Origin of the sequence: Bacillus sp. ISO11 (assembly GCF_003458115.1) — a bacterium.
GTDB lineage: Bacteria > Bacillota > Bacilli > Bacillales > Bacillaceae_G > Bacillus_A > Bacillus_A cereus.
Genome location: NZ_QXCO01000038.1, coordinates 26,127 through 42,577 on the forward strand (window position 1 = coordinate 26,127; position 16,451 = coordinate 42,577).

The following is a 16,451-nucleotide window of genomic DNA, read 5'->3' on the forward strand; positions in this document are numbered from 1 at the left end:
TAAAGAACAATATATATCTCCTATGCGATTCTATAGTTGAACAATCAAAATTTTGATACAATTATCCATTGTATGTGTCCAGAAAATTGTACCTTTTGGGAAGGTGTGATTGACTTGATGTTCTGATTGTTTGAAAAAAGGGGTTGCGAAATTAATTGTAGGATACAAAGCGGCGAAATAACATTAAGAATTTTATAGTTGAAATTATCAAAAAAATCAATAAAATCATAGTTTACAATTTTATCCTTTAGTTGGTATCATTTACTTATTAAGGGGGGAGTACATGGTTTTAAACATGTATTTGGGAGAAGTACAAGCTCAAACAGAAAGTATGAATGCTTTTTGTGTAGCCACTATTCAAGGTATGGAACAAGTTATTAATTCAATTGATGATTTTGTGGGCGACACTATTTTGCAAGGGAAAACTTATGATACAGGGAAGACATTCTTTGCACAGACATTTCGTCCTTTAGCTCAAGGAATTATTTATTTGTGTGAAGAATTAATTCGACAGAATAATTCCTTTCCGAACGATTTTAAATCACAAGTCGCTACAACAGATGTCATTGAACAAGAAATACGAGAACAAATTCGAGAAATTGACCGAATGAAAGCAGATATTGAAGGAACTAGTAGTACCCTTCCAGGAATGCAAGTTATGGTGGGAATTTATGATACGATGAAAAAAAAGCTTCAAGAAAAACTAGAGCATTTATATGAATTTAATTATGTTTCTAGTAGTAATTATGATACAGCGCTTCAATTAGCTACGAGAATTGCTCAAGGTCTTGCAGAAGTTCAAAGTGGGAAAGGTTTTAGTCCTGCGAGTGGAACATTCAGTATACAAGATTTAAATATGAATTGGACTGCATCAATTCAAAAAATCACAGAGGAAAAAGCTCGTGAATCTGATAAAATTGTGTATAGCGATTTAAATCAAGAAGAAACAATAAACAATGAAACTTCATTAGAATCAGGAAAAAAAGAATTTGATGGTAATAAATTAGCCAGAGATATTACAGGTGAAATAAGTGGAGAATATGATGTTCGGCGTGCTTGGGAAGGGGTAGATCCGTCTACGGGAGAGAAACTAGGTACTTTCGACAGATTCATAGCTGGAGGTATGGCGGTAGCGGGTATTACACCAATCGGGAAGTTGGTTAAAATCGGTAAAGGTGTAAAGATGTCAGCTAGTGCTGTTAAAACTGTAAAGGGTGCTGAGTCGAATTATGTGCTTTTTAATAAAACGCATATACAATCAATGCCTAAACCAAAAGGGAAAGGTCCAAATGGGGGAAGGTTACAATCTCATCATGGTTTACAAGGAAAATGGGCGGAAGCAAATCTAAGTCAATATGGATATGATCCAAAACTTGCACCAACAGTGACGATTGAAACAGGAAAGGGGTTACCACATACTATTATTACTAATGCGCAGAACTTGAGACGTGATGAACGTGTAGCCTTAGGAAATGGAAAATGGAGCTCTTCTTTACAAGCGGAATTAAAGAATATAGTTTCTGATTTTGAAAAAGCGGGATTTTCTAAAGAAACTATTAGAGGAACTTTAGAACAACAATATAGAATGCTTGATAAGTTAAAAGTAAAATATGAAAGGATTGAGTATTAATGAGTATACTTGAGAACTTAAATGCAATTTTCACTTTAGAAACAGAAGAACCTCCAGCAACTAAAGAAACGATTCGAGAATTACAAGATTTTTCATCAATAGATGTTCCTTCAGATTATCTAGAGATAATTCAACAATGTACAGATGCAGAGATTAATGTAAATAATGAAATATATATCCGTATTTGGAGTCCAGAGGGTTGTATAGAGATGAATGAAGCTCATAATATCCAAAAATATATACCTAACTCACTTGCAATTGGTGATGATGAAGGTGGGAAAGTGCTATTATATGCAAATGGAAAAGAAGGATTTGGATTATATATGGTGGATTTTGGAGATTTAGATATCGAAGAAGCAATTAAAATATCACCTTCTTTGAAACTGCTATTAATGGATGGTGTAGGTGTAGAAAAGTTATTGTTATAATTTTAGGGGTATTTGAAAACTACTGTATTCTGAAGATAGGAGGTCTGCTGAATAAGCAGACCTTTTCATTTGAATTCCGCAAAAAATTTTGTGTCTATAATTCCAAAAGCGACTTTACAGGGAAAAGGATTTTTTCCTCCTGAAGCAGCCTGCATACAAGAAATTACCCAAGATTCCAATTCTAAAGGCAAGCGATATACTTGAACAGTACCATCACTGTTTTTTACAGTTACAATCGGTGCATTTACTCTGGTTGTAGCAAAACCATCCGTAGTTATCATTGCTACTGCATCATTAGCTTGAAAACCGGCGTTTAACACTTCATAAATGATCCCATGTTTCTTATTAATAATCATAGGTATATTTAGAATGGGATAGCTATTAATATTATTATGAATAAATGCTCCTGCGGCGTTCTTTCTTAACTGATTTCCTTGCATTTTTACACTCCTTTTTAATAATCCAAACGTAATTACATTAATTCATTCTATTTAACATCTATTATATTGGAAAATTGTAGCTTCATCTTATTATAAAAAGCATCTGTACATACAACAGCGCTAGTTGACGGGTCAATATCTACAACGGTCATATAACTAGAGAGTAAATAACCGTCTTCAAAATATGTAATTAGTATTTCCTCTTCAGATAATAAGGAACATAATAGCATATTTTCAATTCGTTCTTTTTCTTCAGTTGTTAAAATCGGAAGGGTGACTTTGTGTTGTTCCCTAATGATTTCACGTATCCCATCAAATTGGGGTGTTAATGCGGCGAATGGAGCCCATTTCACCATTCCGCGCCCTTTTGGCATATTAGCGTTGTTCATAATTTGTGTCCTCCTATTAGTGTATTTCTGTATCTAGCTGTGGCGCTATTTGTATACGAAATTCCTCTTAATATGCTGTTCTTACCAAATTTAGTGCGTATTTCGTCCATTACTTTCGTTAGTTTCATTTCTTTTTCTCGTTGTATTACATTATCGAATAGTGAGATTTGTTCTTCGCCTTCATTGATTAAGTTAGTTAAAGAAACATTTATGGATCTAATGGGTTCTCCAGAGTAAAACTCGTGTAAAAAATATGTACAAATCTTATATATATCCATTGTTAAATTGGTCGGTCGGTTCATAGTGTGAGATTTTCTGAAGCCACCAGCATAATTTTTGCTATAACCAATGGAAAAATGGACAGTTTGAGCTAGTTTGTTTTGCCTTCGCATTCGATAACAAACTTCTTCTATATGCTCCAGTAGAATAATTGGAAACTCTTCTATAGTGTAATCACGCATAAGTATTTGGCTTTTACCAATAGAAGTTGTTGCTGGAACGTATTTCTTTGATATACGGCTAAAATCAATGCCGTTGCTATGTAAGTGTAATTCTTCGCCAATAACGCCAAAGCTTTGCTTTAAGTATTTAAGTGGATACTGTGCTAAATCTCCAATTGAGTGAATTCCTTTTCGGTTTAACTTCGCTTCTGTCTTACCCGAAATCCCCCAAAACTTACTAAGTGGTCGTATTGGCCATAATTTTATGGGTACATCTTCGTATTTCCAGTATGCTATACAATCTTTAGTTTTCTTCGCTTCCACATCTAAAGCCACTTTGCTCATTAAAAGGTTAGGACCAATTCCTATTGTGCACTCGATTCGTGTTTTCGCATATATTTCACGTTTGAATTTCAACGAAAACTCATAGGGGTCGTTAGCAAATAAATGAATACTATCCGTAATATCCATGAAGAACTCGTCGATAGAGTATTGGTGAAAATCCTCAATAGGAACGTACTGTAAAGCTAATTTTGTTATGTAGTTAGAGCATTTAATGTATGTTCCCATAATCGGATTTACAACAAGAATGTCTTTTCTTCGAGGAATCTCGTATAATCTGGCCATCTTCTTTACACCCAATGCTTTTAATGGTGGAGTGGCAGCTAGAACGATTGAACCGTTTCTATTTACATCACCGACTACTGCCAATTTTGTATACATAGGATCTAACCCCATTTTGATGCAACTTACTGAAGCGTAAAAGCTACGTAAATCAACACATAAGATGATTCTATTCGGTAAGATAGAATAGTCATACACTGTTATTCCTCCCTAAATCAAAAGAACGTTTGTTCTTATTATATACGAACTTGCGTTCTTTTATAAAGAGTTTTTGTTTAAAAATAATTTTTGCATAAAGAAAAGACACTCTTATATGAGTGTCTTTCAGATATTCTGCTTGTGGGGGTAGAAATTCTAACACCAATCAGTAATAAGAGGGCATAGATATATATCCTCTTATTACTGGTAAAGGCACAAAACATAAAAAAGAGACACTATACAGTGTCTTTTCTTGTTGATATTGCTTTAAGGAAAATGTAGTGATTAATCAAAGAATCTTGGATGCTTCTTGGTTAAACTTAGTATAACATTAATATAAAATTTAAATTTTAATATACGGAAATTAAATTATAAAAATGTTTTTTCTCAAATATTATTAGGGAAATTTTATTTTTTCTATATTTAGACCTAATTTAGTAGATTGGTAAACAAAAAGACTATTATGTAGAATGATAGCTTTTTTTATAGTCATATATTTAAATTCAAATGATCGTAATAGGTGAATCGTTTGTAAAATATATACATTTATAGTTGGCTGTTTTTGCCCAAATCCCCGAAAAGGGAGAATTAGCTAAATTTATTTCAAAAATACAACTTATATTTATTTGAAACATGTCAATTAAACTGTATATGTTTTGACATATTCATTTTTAAAAGAAGTAAAAATCTTTATTTTAAACTAATTTTTGATACTTTTTTTGCTATTTCCCCTTTTCGAGGGGATGGGCAAAGAAACCCTTCTAGGACTTTTTACATTTAAATAAAGAGGTATACCAAATTTCTCAATGTACAATATTACTTAACGTGGTAAAATAATAATTGGATTGGCGTCCAATACATATTATTAAAATTAAAGTGGTTCGAGTCGGAGGAAGGCACCTTAGGGTGTCTTTTCTTTATGCAATATATACTGTATTATTAAAATAAAATGATTTTATTAGGAAGGAAAATGATATGGATTTCCAAATAAATATACCCCATCCATTCCAAGGAGTTCCTGAGAGTGTAGGGATTGTTTTATTAATTTTTATTGTATTATGTGCTGGACTTTCGATTTTCTCAGACTGGATTCGAAGTGTAATTCCTAATCAAACTAGACAATATATTCAACTTGGTATCATGGTACTACTATTTGCATTTATTGTTATATCAATTAAAAACCCTGAATATATTACAGCATTATTTTAAGAGCACTTGTAAAAGTGCTCTTTCTTTATAAAAAAAAATCCCTACACCATGTGCAGAGAACAAAACGTTTTATAACTATATATAAATTTTTTACCAATATAAATACGGAGAAGGAATAAGATAAACTCTAGGATGATAACCACCTGGCCCTGCAGGGTGCAAATACGGATCAGCTGTTACTCCTCCAGGATTGGTTGGCGCGCTAGGGAAAGAAACAAAAGGGGGAGCCGTGAAGGGAGGAGTAACTGTATGAGCTGCTATTCTTAGTTGCCAATTACAAGTAGGAATGCCAGTAGGAGTATACCTAGCCATATGAACATGAGGATTACAAGAGCTACCTGACTGATCAACTGTGCCAATTTGTTGACCTACATATACCTGATCCTTTAATTTAAGACCAGGAAGCGGAGTTACATGGACATATTGAGTAATAAATTTATCACTAAAACTTCTTATCGAAACTAAATTACCCTTATTACACTCGTTTTTACATCCACATGGTTCATTACCAGATGATAACACATTAATATACCCTGCTTCTGCAGCATATACTGGGGTGCCTATTTTAATATTTGGAACCTCCAAATCAAGTGCTCCTGCATGTGCAACCCCACATCCTTGTCTTTGTCTTATTCTTCCCAATAAAGGCACTCCTGGATAAGTATAAAATGGAGTATTAGCTAGTGAACATTCATTACAAATCTTAAAATCAATAACATCCGCCTGAGTTGTATATCCTGGCATAAATAATCACCTCTCTAAATACAAATTAATCAATTCCAATTTTGCTCTGTTATCTTAAAAGTATATTTAAAACTAACATATTTAGAGAATTGTCCATACATAATTAAGTAAACAACCTATAAAAATCTAAACCGACAAAATTTCACGTACTATATCCGATGTATAAAACCAAATCCTACAATAAAGCCTATTCTACAATCTATCCCCTTATCCTCTAACCAAGAAAGTAGTAAATCCTATATTTATTCCTCTATCTTAGTGATTCATTCCCCCAAAAAGTTAAACAATCTCAAGTTTTTCATCTTTTCTTTGTAATTAAGCATGACTGAAGGTCTTGAGGGTTTTTATCATGTGGGAACGATTATGGAACACGGGTGGAAGGCAGATTTATACCCTACTTTGAAAGATCACAAAGTTTTGAGTTTACAATGTTTATCGTAACACAGTTTGGTTACATTCTATGGGGAATCTATAGTATTTATATAAACTTTGGATGATATTTTTTGTTTTATGAAAAAAGGCTATTAAAAAAGGGTTTGAGATAAATATCAAACCCTTTTGACTATATATAATTATTTCACTGCCTCTTTTAATTCTTTTCCAGCCTTAAAAGCAGGTACTTTTGAAGCCGCAATTTGCATTTCTTCACCTGTTTGTGGGTTACGTCCTGTACGTGCAGATCTTTCGCGTACTTCAAATGTACCAAATCCAAGAATTTGTACTTTCTCTTCATTAGCTAGTGCATTTGTTATCGTATCTAATACGGCTTGTGTTGCTGCAGCTGCATCCTTTTGTGTAAGTTCTGCTTTTTCTGCTACTACTTTTGTTAATTCTGTCTTATTCATTTTTTGCACCTCGTTATATGTAATGTGGTGACTATTATAACGTTTGAATAACCAAGATGCAATTAAAAATGTGCATAGAAAAAGCTCTAGCAAGAGCTAGAGATAATTTTTGTATGATAGTAAGAGAGGTTAATAAAACTTCAAAATTTTAGCTTGATAGGCGTGATGCTCCCTCTGTTAGTTATGAATATTTCTTTTTATAGTAGGCCTCCTACCATTACGTTAAAATTTTTGGATTTTGGTTATGTCCCCCTATAAATATCACTATCCATATGATAAGGTTGTGATATTAAAATATAGGAGGTCTATTGCTTGTGGGCTTATTTGGAACAAAAAATCCTAAAACAGTTACAGATACGGAGTTTTCTTGGAAAGATAATAAAATTAAAATTACAGAAAGATATGTAGAAACCTCAGGTTTAATCAACTTTATCCGTGTTCCTAAAAAACACATTGAAACAGTTACATATGAAATTAAGACAGGAAAGGTAGCAATGTCTGTAGATATAAACCTTATTGGAAAAGGTGTAATCCTTGGAACAATTGCTGTAGGTATAGACCTAAAAGATGAAGTGCAAGACTGGTTATTAGAAAAACTGAATTTGTGTTAGATTACTAGAAAAACAACATTTAATCCGCTTGTTCATAGGGGCGTAGTAATTAAAAATAAAAGGATGGTATTAACATGAAATCAACAGGTGTTACACGAAAAATAGATGAATTAGGACGGATTGTTCTTCCAAAAGAGTTAAGAACAACATTAGGAATTGCAGAAAAAGATCCTGTAGAAATATTTGTAGAAGATGAAAAGATTATTTTACAAAAATATAAATCTTACGATGCTTGTGTAGTAACTGGTGATATTTCAGAAAAAAATATATCATTAGCAAATGGACAAATCGTTCTTAGTCCCGAAGGCGCTGAACATTTAATTAAGCAGATTCAACAACAATTAGTTAAGTAGATTCATTATTTTTAGTAAATTACATTAAAGCAAAAGACACCTTAATAGATGTCTTTTGCTTTAACTTGAACCAACATAATTCCATCAATACTACTTTTACAATAGCAAATATATCAGCAACCTTTCATATCATATTCATTTTAGTATAGATCAGACTGTTTTTGAAACATTCAAATATTTAAAAATATAAATTTAAAATTCCTACCTTAAAAGGGGTCCCGCCACACATCCATCAACTTAAGGTATATTTTCAAACAAAATGCGGTCTTTCCATATAGTTTTTTATTATCTTTTGTAGATTTTATAAAAGCGGGCATATCAAATAAACCCTGACGGGTTTCAATTTTTTACTATGCTACCTGATGAGTAGAAGTGGTATACTCATAGACAACACCCAAAATATCAAAGACTGTCTTTTTCTCGTATCGATGAGATTTTCGTCCGTTGTGCTGTAGGAGGTTAAACAGACGAAGGAGAACCTTTGATAATTCTTGGGTGTTTTTGTGTAATGCTTGGTAAAAAAGTGAAAAATAATCCTTAATTATGTACATCGCTTTATATTCACTTAGCTCTTTCTGTTTCTTACGTAATAGGAGTTCTCGCATTTTAAACATAGTAGAAGAACATAATAGAATACTAATGAGTTGCCCATAAAGATGACATTCTAATCGCTCTTGTTTAATAGATTTACAACGATGAATTTGAAACCAAGATTTCCATATTTTAAATAACAGCTCAATTTGCCAACGTAATGAATATAAATCATAGATTTTCTCTTTTGGTACCCATTCCGTAGGAATGTTTGTCATATATACCGTAATACCTTGTAAAAGCTTTGTACGCTCTGTATATGTAATTCCTTTTTTCTTTTCACGAATAGCTCGGTCACGTAGGCGTTTCTGTTTTTGCTCCTCGGTACACCTATAAACTACAATACGAGTAGGCAATTTGTCCTTACTCCCTACATATACATCGTGTAATTCATACACTTGGCCAGGTTGTAGTTGTTTCATAATGTCTTCCAAATGAATTTGTATATATACTGGTTTCAATTGAGAGGGTTTTGTTTTAAATACCACTGTTTCGAACTCTTTTCTATATATTTTAGTTGGTAACTTAAGACGAGATAAATAATACCCCTGCTTGTCTTGAATAGACTTAAAGTCTTGTAGACGAAAATATCCTAAGTCACGAATATACAGCTCATTCTTTTGTATCATGCCTGTTCGAGTCGCACCATACGCCTGATCACTTCGTTTTCCTGGTTCAATTTTCACATCAGAAAATTCCCCACTCAACAAGTCATACTCTAGTTGAATTTTCACACCAGCTTTATGACTACATCCTCCGGCACCAGGATAGGTAGATGCGAATCGATCTGGAACCTGAAAGGTTGTAGAATCAAGGATGCGAATGCGCTCAAAGTAGGAAGAAAGAGAATGAGAAATCTTAGATACGCCTCCAATTTTAGCTTGTAGAAGTGTAGTAAATACAATTCGAAAGAAGGCTACAGAAGCAGAGTTAAATCGCCGATTAAGTCCTTCCGGATTTAATAAAACTCCTGTTGAAGTTTCTAATTGACTACATAGTTGAGTAAGAGAGGTAGTAGTGACTTGTTGATTTAGCCATACACACAAAGATAAGAAATGGTGCCCGTGGCACTTACGTTTTCGTTTCATTCCGCCTGCTTCTATGGCTAATTGATTAAGTGTAGCGGGAGACATATATCGATATAACTCTTCAGCAAATAAAGATAATTCTTGTTTTTGATTCATATTCATAAAAAACACGTCACCCTTTCTCATTAACATAAGAAAATAGTAACGTGCTTTTAACTTCAAAAATAGTCTAAATCCTTAAGTTGATGGATGTGGGGTAGCACTACATCGCTATCAAGTTAAAAAAACAAAATACCTCCTAAAATGAAAAAATACTGTAAAGTAATAATAAAGATTTGATAGTATAATCAAATTATCTAAATGTTTATTTGGAGGTTTTATTAATGAACATTTTAAGTTCGTGGTTATATAATATGAAAATCATAAAATACTTATTGGGAAGGAGTTGATAATTTAAAACTAAAGGAGAGATATTAATGATATATAGAAAAGCAAATCAGAAAGATTATGATACAATTTTGAATATATGGGAAGAGTCGGTTTTAGCTACTCATCATTTTTTAAGAGATACCGATAGAGAAGAGTTTAAAAAAGAAATCCCCTCATATTTCCCACATCTTAATGTCCAGTTATGGTATGAGAAAGAGGATTTAATTGGCTTTTCTGCTATAAATAAACAACACTTAGAAATGTTATTCTTAAAACCTAATAAAATAGGTAAAGGATACGGTAAAGCTATTATTAATTCTTTAATTAAAGACTTTGATATTACAACAGTTGATGTAAATAAAGACAATAAGAGTGCAACTAAATTCTATATTAATAATGGCTTTTTTATAGTAAGTGAAACGGAAACAGATTCTTCTGGACGTCCATACCCTATACTAGAGCTAAAGTTAAAATAAGGTAAAGGTGGAAATCCTCCCTTACCTTTGATTTTTGTACTAAACTGCGCGTTAGTCCAATAAGAATTAAACAACTTTATTGTCACTTAACAAATACGCTATTCTTTTCGTAGAATCATAGGAAAGGATGGCGTATTTTTTCATTTTAGGAAGGGACTTTGTTTTGTTAGGTTCATATGGATAGGACGGGACCTCCTTCTAGTTTTGGATAATCATTTGCTTTATCTATTGTAAATAATTTTGAGTCCGATGGATATCTTATTCTTGGCGTAAAATTAAATCCTAATAAATGAGTAAATCCGAGAATCTATTTTGTGTAACCGACTGTGTCTGTATACAGCAATATGACTTTACTTGGTGTAATAGGTATGATAGGCTCGTTATTCAGAAAAGATTCCGATTGAAAAAAAGCACATCCATAGAGGAGGATTGGTAACCATGAGTGATAAAGTACTTATTGTGGAAGATGAACGCGAAATTGCAGATTTGGTTGAGCTATATTTGAAAAACGAGAATTATACGGTTTTCAAATACTATACCGCCAAAGAAGCACTGGAATGTATAGATAAGAATGTGCTTGACCTTGCAATATTGGATATCATGCTTCCCGACGTAAGTGGTCTCACTATCTGTCAAAAAATAAGGGACAAGCACACCTATCCAATTATCATGTTGACGGCGAAAGATACGGAAGTAGATAAAATTACAGGGCTAACAATTGGTGCGGACGATTATATTACAAAACCCTTTCGCCCACTAGAGTTAATTGCGCGAGTCAAGGCGCAGTTACGCCGATATAAAAAATACAATGGAGTAACGGCACAGAACGAGAATGTTATCGTTCACTCTGGTCTTGTCATTAATATAAGCACGCATGAGTGTTCTCTGAACGAGAAGCCGTTATCTCTCACTCCCACCGAGTTTTCAATCCTGCGTATCCTCTGTGAAAACAAGGGGAATGTGGTTAGCTCTGAGCAGCTGTTTCATGAGATATGGGGTGACGAATATTTCAGCAAGAGCAATAACACTATCACCGTGCATATCCGACATCTGCGAGAAAAGATGAACGACACGGTTGATAATCCGAAGTATATAAAAACGGTATGGGGGATCGGCTATAAAATTGAAAAATAAAAATAAGAATAAAAAAATCGATTATTCAAAATTAAAACGAAAACTCTACCAATATATCCTTACGATTGTCATGGCAGCAGTTGTATTTGTGCTGTTTGTGCGTCTATTTATCCAAGGGACACTGGGGGAGTGGATCGTACGTTTTTTGGAAAACAGTTATCATTTAGAGCGTTGGGACGCAATGATAATATATCAGTATACTATACGGAACAATATAGAAATTTTTATTTATGTGGCGGTTGCCATTAGTATTCTTATTCTATGCCGAGTTATGCTTTTAAAATTTGTAAAATACTTTGAAGAGATAAATACCGGTATTGATATACTTATTCAGAACGAAGATAAACAAATTGAGCTTTCTGCGGAAATGGAGTTCATGGAACAGAAGCTCAACACATTAAAGCGAACCCTTGAAAAGCGAGAGCATGATGCAAAGGTGGCCGAACAAAGGAAAAATGAAGTTGTTATGTACTTGGCACATGATATTAAAACGCCTCTTACATCAGTTATCGGTTATCTGATCCTGCTTGACGAGGCACCAGACATGCCAAGAGAGCAAAAGGCAAAGTACGTGCATATCACGTTAGACAAAGCGTATCGCCTGGAACAGCTAATCGACGAGTTTTTTGAGATTACGCGATATAACCTTCAAACGATTACGCTCACGAAAAAGCACATAGACCTATACTATATGCTGGTGCAAATGACTGATGAATTTTATCCCCAGCTTGCTGCGAAGGGGAAACAGGTGGTACTCCATGCTTCTGAAGATTTGACCGTATTTGGTGACCCTGATAAGCTAGCGAGGGTCTTTAACAATATTTTGAAAAACGCCGCTGCATACAGCGAGAACGACAGTGTAATTGACATTACGGCGGAACTCTCCGATGATGTGGTATCCATCGTTTTTGAGAACGCCGGAAACATCCCGAAAGATAAACTCGCTACCATATTTGAAAAGTTTTACAGATTGGATGATGCCCGTTCTTCTGATACGGGCGGCGTGGGACTTGGATTGGCGATTGCAAAAGAAATCATTGTTCAGCATGGCGGACAGATTTACGCGGAAAGTAATGATAACTCTACGACTTTCACGGTAGAACTTCCAGTCTTCCAAGACTCGGTTGATAAAGGGGATTCTTAGAAAATAATCATTATTTCTTAAGAAATTCTTAAAGTTATCTCTACTTTTTCTTAGGAAATTAACAATTTAATATTAAAAAATGGTTCGTTCTTATGCGGTAGATTTAAACCATAAGAACGAGCTTTTTTTATTTCGTCAAAGAAAGATATGATAACTTATGCGTGGATTAAAATAGCTCAAATGTTTAGAAAAAGAGTGACACAAATATTTCTTTTCTTTTTAGCGAATTGTGCCAAATGAGCAATCTACTGTTTTGGATGTTCCTGCACACCACTGAACAGAGTATACACATCTAGATATAGCATCGCTTTGCAGAAAGTAATCGTTAAGAGTTTCATATCCGAAATCTTCAGCGTTTGAATCAGCGTGACATTATCATCAAGTCATTTACCTAAGGAGGAAGCTGAAAATGAAGAAGTGGTGTTTTTTTATTGTTATTTTTCTTAGGTTTTGCTTTCATGAATAAAGCACTGTTTTTTCAGAATAAAGTAGAGGTTCAAAAATATGATCAAAATCACAAAGATAACATAGATAATACAGGGACTACCTCAATTATTCAAAAGAAAGAGATTGTAAAAGAACACATCTATCAAGGGAATCTGCTCTTAATTAACAGTAAATATCCTATGCGCCAAGTGGACTTTACCATGAGATGGAGGCTGATTATGCCTTACCAGCAGGTTATAGTGAACATAATTCAGGTTTATCACTTGATGTAGGATCAGGCTTAACGCAAATGGACCGAGCACCTGAAGGGAAGTAGATAGAAAAAAATGCTTGGAAATACGGCTTTATCTTACGCTATCCCTCGGATAAAACGGATGTTACAGGTATTGAATATGAACCTTGGCATATTCGCTATGTCGGTTTGCCTCACAGTACGATTATGCAAAAAATGAATTTAGCCTTGGAAGAATACCTGGATTATTTAAAAGAAGAAGAGAGCATTTCAGCAAGTATTGAGGGGGAAAAATATACGATGTCATATTATCCCTTTTTTCAAAGCAAGACAATTGATGTTGAAATACCTGTAAAAGATATGGGTGGGGTGATTATGACCACCCGTTCTTGAATTATATTCTAAAATGACAAAGTTATAGATTACAATGTAAAGTTAGGAGATTTTAAATGCATTCAGGAGTTTTGATTAATTATTTATATACTTATTTTTTTACTATTATTTTTTGTATAATGTTTCAAATTGGATTTTATTTTAAAACGAAAAAAAATATATCTATTCAGCATTTTCTATGGGTGTATGTTTTTCTATTCTACCTTTCACTAGTGTATAAGGTGACGCAGATAGGGACTATATGGGACATAGGTAGATACGAAACATTAATTCGTGCAAATCAAATTAACTTGATTCCATTTGCTTCTGAAGGTATGACTACTTATGTCTTAAACATTTTACTGTTTATGCCATTAGGTTTTTTATTGCCGGCTATTTGGCCGCAGTTTAGAAGAGTGAAAAGTACTGCCTATGCTGGATTCGGTTTTTCATTGGCTATTGAGTTAGGTCAATTGCTAGATAATAGAATTACAGATATTGATGATTTATCTATGAACACCCTGGGAGCAATTATTGGGTATTTATTATATAGAGTATTATTCAAAATGTTATATAAAAGAGATGAAAAAAAGATTGATAATAATATTTCTCTAGTAATAAAATACGAGGCTATTTTTTATTTGGTTTGCTCATTTGTAGGTATGATGTTAATTTATTATCCAGTTTTATTTAGACGGCCTCTAATCCTTCAATAAGGTGATTAAGATGCTGTCAGTTAATTATATACATATAGTAAATTGATTCTTAAATAATAGGATATTACAAATACCCATTTATATTAAATTCTCATAGAAATCTTTCAAAACTACTCTTATTGAAGGTTGAGTGGTTATTGAATTGATTTCTATTGCCCCCGTTTTATATCATAGTACCAGCCTTTAATTAACAATTATATCCATTGCGAAAAAATAAGATAGGCTTTAATATTTACCAGTATTTAAATGCCAAAAATTGTTTAAGGCATTTCAACCAAAATTTAAGAGGAGCATACAATGAACAAACTAAAAAGGTTATTGAAACGTAAAACGACTTGGATAATTCTTATCCTATTCGTATTTGTTTATGTAAATAACAGTTCTTTTTTTGCTAAGAGGGATGATGGAACTCCTCTTCTTCTTGCTCACCGAGGACTTTCGCAAACATTTAGCATGGAAGAGATTGAGAGCGATACATGTACAGCAGAACGTATAAATAAACCTGAACATTCTTATTTAGAAAATACAATTCCATCTATGGAAGCGGCATTTAAAGCTGGAGCTGATCTAGTAGAGTTTGATGTTCAACCAACTAAAGATAATAATTTTGTTATTTTTCATGACTGGACTCTTGATTGCCGTACTAATGGTAAAGGTGTTACAAGAGATTTTACAACAAAAGAACTACAAGCACTTGATATTGGTTACGGTTATACAGCTGATGGAGGTAAAACATTCCCGTTTCGTGGTAAAGGGATTAATCTTATGCCAACACTTGATGAAGTACTTAACCATTTTCCAGATCGTTCTTTTCTTATTCATATTAAAAGTGATGACGAAAATGAAGGAATCCAATTGGCTGCTCACCTTAAGAAATTACCAGCGAAACGCCTTGATCAACTAACTATATATGGTGGCGATAAACCAATTGCTGCGATAAAAGAGCGCATCCCTAGTTTACGAACAATGTCAAAAGCGACCATGAAAAAAGATCTTATTACTTATATGGCATTAGGGTGGACTGGCTACATACCTTCAAGCCTGAAGCATGGAGAGTTACATATACCAGACAAAGTAGCTCCTTGGCTTTGGGGATGGCCAAATCGTTTTCTTAATCGAATGGATAAAGCAGATACTCGAGTTATCGTTGTAGGAGGAAATGGGTTTGGATTTTCAAGTGGATTTGACTCATCTGAAGATATAAAACGCCTTCCTGACGATTATACAGGTGGAATTTGGACAAATCAAATTGATAAAATAGCACCTTTATTTAAGAAATAAGGGACAATATAATAATCGAAGTTTTTCATCTGTTTAACCATCTATATTTTAAAAGAAGACTTATTAATAATGTTGAAGTTTTATATACTGAAAAACACCCCTAATTTCCTATACATAATGGAAATCAGGGGTGTTTTTGGATAAATGGGACTTACTTTATTTATATTCAAACAGAAGTACAACAACTATCAAAGAATAAACCGCTAGATGTATAAAATGAGCTGATGTAGATAAGTAAATTTTTCGTTTGGGGGTACCTTCAAGATCTTAAGCTTGATGGGCATGGGGTAGCACCACATCGCTATCAAGTTAAGCCCATACAACGTTAATTATAGTAGAGGTTGTTTCTTTTTTTTAAAGCTACGTGTAGGGAATTTAAAGATTTGCATACGAAATAAACCCTAATGGGTTTCAATTTTTTGATTTAAGCCGCTTGATTATCAAAAATGGTACAATTGTAAATGACACCTAATATATCAAAGACTGTTTTCTTCTCATATCGATGAGATTTTCTCCCGTTTTGCTGTAGGAGGTTGAACAGGCGAAGTAATACCTTTGATAGCTCTTGGGTGTCTTTCTTACGATTAGTCAACCTATATTTTTAGGTTTTTACTGGAGTGAATCTCAGAATGAACAAGTACTAGTTATCATGCATACCAAAGAACCCTAATATATACTCGTTTTTTACTA

Annotated in this window: 16 protein-coding genes and 3 pseudogenes; 11 read left to right on the plus strand and 8 right to left on the minus strand. The window is 33.6% G+C overall.

Annotation, left to right across the window (positions count from 1 at the left end; translation table 11 throughout):
- Positions 1-283 precede the first annotated feature (283 nt).
- Both D1166_RS26800 and D1166_RS26805 read left to right on the plus strand, forming a co-directional pair.
- Positions 284-1,630, plus strand: coding sequence for a pre-toxin TG domain-containing protein (locus tag D1166_RS26800; protein ID WP_118043491.1), 1,347 nt, complete (start codon positions 284-286; stop codon positions 1,628-1,630).
- The gene (locus tag D1166_RS26805) at positions 1,630-2,058 is read left to right on the plus strand and encodes an SMI1/KNR4 family protein (protein WP_052943651.1); all 429 of its coding nucleotides are present in this window, start codon (positions 1,630-1,632) and stop codon (positions 2,056-2,058) included. The genes D1166_RS26800 and D1166_RS26805 overlap by 1 nt, the downstream gene beginning before the upstream one ends.
- A 65-nt stretch (positions 2,059-2,123) precedes the next feature.
- Here D1166_RS26805 and D1166_RS26810 read toward each other — a convergent pair whose 3' ends face one another.
- Genes D1166_RS26810 through D1166_RS26820 form a run of 3 tightly spaced genes read right to left on the minus strand, consistent with a single transcriptional unit; the run spans position 2,124 to position 4,149 of the window.
- Entirely contained in the window at positions 2,124-2,498 is a 375-nt protein-coding gene (locus tag D1166_RS26810; RefSeq protein WP_097842648.1) for a hypothetical protein, read from the minus strand.
- A 47-nt stretch (positions 2,499-2,545) separates the two neighbouring features.
- Positions 2,546-2,887, minus strand: coding sequence for a YolD-like family protein (locus D1166_RS26815; protein ID WP_097842649.1), 342 nt, complete (start codon positions 2,885-2,887; stop codon positions 2,546-2,548).
- Positions 2,884-4,149: a Y-family DNA polymerase gene (locus D1166_RS26820; protein WP_097842650.1), complete on the minus strand. Its 1,266-nt coding sequence runs from the start codon at positions 4,147-4,149 to the stop codon at positions 2,884-2,886. Before D1166_RS26820 ends, D1166_RS26815 begins: the two co-directional genes overlap by 4 nt.
- Before the next feature lie 975 nt (positions 4,150-5,124).
- Here D1166_RS26820 and D1166_RS26825 point away from each other — a divergent pair.
- Entirely contained in the window at positions 5,125-5,358 is a 234-nt protein-coding gene (locus D1166_RS26825) for a hypothetical protein (protein ID WP_097842651.1), read from the plus strand.
- Positions 5,359-5,448: 90 nt separating this feature from the next.
- Here D1166_RS26825 and D1166_RS26830 read toward each other — a convergent pair whose 3' ends face one another.
- Together D1166_RS26830 and D1166_RS26835 are read right to left on the minus strand one after the other, a co-directional pair.
- A complete protein-coding gene (locus D1166_RS26830) occupies positions 5,449-6,009 on the minus strand; it encodes a M23 family metallopeptidase (protein WP_240523744.1) in 561 nt (186 codons plus the stop codon).
- Positions 6,010-6,674: 665 nt separating this feature from the next.
- The gene (locus D1166_RS26835; RefSeq protein ID WP_097846274.1) at positions 6,675-6,947 is read right to left on the minus strand and encodes an HU family DNA-binding protein; all 273 of its coding nucleotides are present in this window, start codon (positions 6,945-6,947) and stop codon (positions 6,675-6,677) included.
- Between the two features lie 314 nt (positions 6,948-7,261).
- Here D1166_RS26835 and D1166_RS26840 point away from each other — a divergent pair, with 314 nt between their 5' ends.
- Together D1166_RS26840 and D1166_RS26845 are read left to right on the plus strand one after the other, a co-directional pair.
- Complete coding sequence (locus tag D1166_RS26840; protein WP_000522371.1) at positions 7,262-7,558, plus strand: hypothetical protein; 297 nt, start codon at positions 7,262-7,264, stop codon at positions 7,556-7,558.
- 74 nt (positions 7,559-7,632) lie between these two features.
- Positions 7,633-7,911: an AbrB/MazE/SpoVT family DNA-binding domain-containing protein gene (locus D1166_RS26845; RefSeq protein WP_097842654.1), complete on the plus strand. Its 279-nt coding sequence runs from the start codon at positions 7,633-7,635 to the stop codon at positions 7,909-7,911.
- A gap of 350 nt (positions 7,912-8,261) precedes the next feature.
- Here D1166_RS26845 and D1166_RS26850 read toward each other — a convergent pair whose 3' ends face one another.
- Positions 8,262-9,692 carry an IS4 family transposase gene (locus D1166_RS26850; protein WP_118043492.1) on the minus strand — a complete coding sequence of 477 codons (1,431 nt, stop codon included), beginning with the start codon at positions 9,690-9,692 and terminating at the stop codon, positions 8,262-8,264.
- Between the two features lie 314 nt (positions 9,693-10,006).
- On the opposite strand from D1166_RS26850, the gene D1166_RS26855 reads away from it, so the two are divergent.
- Positions 10,007-10,435, plus strand: coding sequence for a GNAT family N-acetyltransferase (locus D1166_RS26855; protein ID WP_000640391.1), 429 nt, complete (start codon positions 10,007-10,009; stop codon positions 10,433-10,435).
- A gap of 196 nt (positions 10,436-10,631) precedes the next feature.
- On the opposite strand, the pseudogene D1166_RS32435 reads toward D1166_RS26855, so the two are convergent.
- Positions 10,632-10,772: pseudogene (locus D1166_RS32435) on the minus strand (Tn3 family transposase); the annotation flags it as partial.
- Between the two features lie 101 nt (positions 10,773-10,873).
- Between D1166_RS32435 and vanR-A the strand changes: the two are divergent.
- The 5 genes and pseudogenes from vanR-A (at position 10,874) to D1166_RS26890 (ending at position 15,761) form a co-directional block, all read left to right on the plus strand.
- A complete protein-coding gene (gene vanR-A, locus D1166_RS26865) occupies positions 10,874-11,569 on the plus strand; it encodes a vancomycin resistance response regulator transcription factor VanR-A (protein ID WP_001281108.1) in 696 nt (231 codons plus the stop codon).
- Positions 11,559-12,713 carry a vancomycin resistance histidine kinase VanS gene (gene vanS / locus D1166_RS26870; protein ID WP_044585209.1) on the plus strand — a complete coding sequence of 385 codons (1,155 nt, stop codon included), beginning with the start codon at positions 11,559-11,561 and terminating at the stop codon, positions 12,711-12,713. Before vanR-A ends, vanS begins: the two co-directional genes overlap by 11 nt.
- Before the next feature lie 784 nt (positions 12,714-13,497).
- Positions 13,498-13,785 (plus strand): annotated as a pseudogene (locus D1166_RS32440) (M15 family metallopeptidase); the annotation flags it as partial.
- 56 nt (positions 13,786-13,841) lie between these two features.
- Entirely contained in the window at positions 13,842-14,480 is a 639-nt protein-coding gene (locus tag D1166_RS26885; RefSeq protein ID WP_000555583.1) for a VanZ family protein, read from the plus strand.
- Positions 14,481-14,777: 297 nt separating this feature from the next.
- Positions 14,778-15,761, plus strand: coding sequence for a glycerophosphodiester phosphodiesterase family protein (locus D1166_RS26890; protein ID WP_097842537.1), 984 nt, complete (start codon positions 14,778-14,780; stop codon positions 15,759-15,761).
- A gap of 424 nt (positions 15,762-16,185) precedes the next feature.
- Here D1166_RS26890 and D1166_RS26895 read toward each other — a convergent pair.
- Positions 16,186-16,341 (minus strand): annotated as a pseudogene (locus D1166_RS26895) (IS4 family transposase); the annotation flags it as partial.
- Between the last annotated feature and the right edge of the window lie 110 nt (positions 16,342-16,451).